Source organism: Rhodanobacter sp. OR92 (genome assembly GCF_000427545.1).
GTDB classification, from domain to species: Bacteria; Pseudomonadota; Gammaproteobacteria; order Xanthomonadales; family Rhodanobacteraceae; genus Rhodanobacter; species Rhodanobacter denitrificans.
Genome location: NZ_ATYF01000028.1, coordinates 1 through 1,566 on the forward strand (window position 1 = coordinate 1; position 1,566 = coordinate 1,566).

General features: G+C 56.3%; 1 protein-coding gene. It reads right to left on the reverse strand.

The features are described 5' to 3' along the window. Positions 1 to 770: 770 nt before the first annotated feature. On the reverse strand, positions 771 to 1,214 hold the full coding sequence (locus RHOOR92_RS19675) for a hypothetical protein (RefSeq protein ID WP_155950238.1): 444 nt from the start codon (positions 1,212 to 1,214) through the stop codon (positions 771 to 773). Positions 1,215 to 1,566 lie beyond the last annotated feature (352 nt).

Sequence of the window (1,566 nt, forward strand, 5' to 3'; positions counted from 1 at the left end):
CTGTCATTTTGGCCGTCTATCCATCCGTGGAAAGGGCTTTTTCTACAGCCTCAACGCTGGAGTTAAGCGGCGGCGAAGCCGTCCGCCTTGAACGAGTGGTTAGGCTTGCGAAGGCCTGCCTATTGAACCGTTACCTGCGCACCGAGTGACTCAAGGGTGTGCAACAGAGCCCCTGCCGACTCGACACTGACAAGCTCCAGGGTCACGGGCTCCCGCTTCATGACACGGCGAGCGACTCGCTTTAGTTCCGTGCCACGCAGGGACGTGCATTGTTGGATGCGAGCGCAGAAGGCAGCGAGCGGCCAGCTGTTGGGACCTGCCCAGCTCTGTTCAGGAACCCATCGATGGATGACCAAGGACGTCATTTAGCTCTTGAGGCCTAACGCTTGAGTTAAGCGGCGGCGAAGCCGTCCGCCTTGAACGAGATGTTAGGCATGCGAGGTGCCTGCCTGACGAACTAGATTGCTAAGCGTTGCCGCCATTTCGAGCACAGGACCGGCAACGACCCCGTCATGATCCAAAGCGCGCGAGATAGATGCCTTTGGGATGCTACGGCCAGAGGCGACTGACGCGCGCATGTCCTGGAAGACGTGAAGCCACTTGGCTTGGACAACCTCGGTCCATCCATCCGCGCGAGCCGCGCCTGTCAGTGGCGAGGAAAGCGCGCCCACGAGCTGGTCGAGGAGTTGGCAGATGTGATTGCGAGAACCTTCCATGTTTGCTGCCTAACGCTGGAGTTAAGCGGCGGCGAAGCCGTCCGCCTTGAACGATCAGTTAGATGATTGCGAAGGAATTCGCAACTGGCCATTGGCATAGTATTGGTCAAGACACATGATCAGGCGATCTGTGTCAGAGCGAATTTTCTTTGCCTGCGCGCGAGGAAAATCTTCCTGCTCAGCCGGAGCGGTAGCCAAGTACGCTTTGCCGTTATTGATTGAAGACGAGATCTCAACAACGCATACATGCGTATTTTGAGCAGCATCTATGACCCTGCGAGGAAAAAGCAGCGGAAAGACAAAAAACACTTCGCTGTCGGTCCCGCCGCGCATGGCCTCCGTTAGAAGCCGAGTCCGGCCATCAGCAGTCGGTTGGCTCATTGCATTGTCTACCGCTGCCTTGAACTTGGCGGAAAACTGCTCAGAATAAGGCTGCGTAGCTTGCGCCGCAGTGCAAAGTAGGAGAGCTGCCATAAAGAAAAGCATAAAAGTGCGCACGAAAACCCCCACATCTAACCCAGTGGTGAGCCGCCGCTGAAAGCGGTCGGCTCGACCTACGTGTTATGCGGCGCAACGAAGGAGCTCAAAGTGTCACAACCGAGTGGAAGCAAGACGATAGGCCCATGCCCGTATTGCGGCGAGACGTACAAGCTCACGAACTACATGCGCCGCTCGAGAAATCTGCAGCACGATGAAAAAGGCCGATGGCTATGGAATACGCACCTCATTTCATGCCATCGAAAGATCAAGCCGCATAACGCTGGAATTGAGCGGCGGCGAAGCCGTCCGCCTCGAATGAATAGTTAGGGCGTGATCGTTGACCACGAATCTGCCAATGATTCCCGCTTCT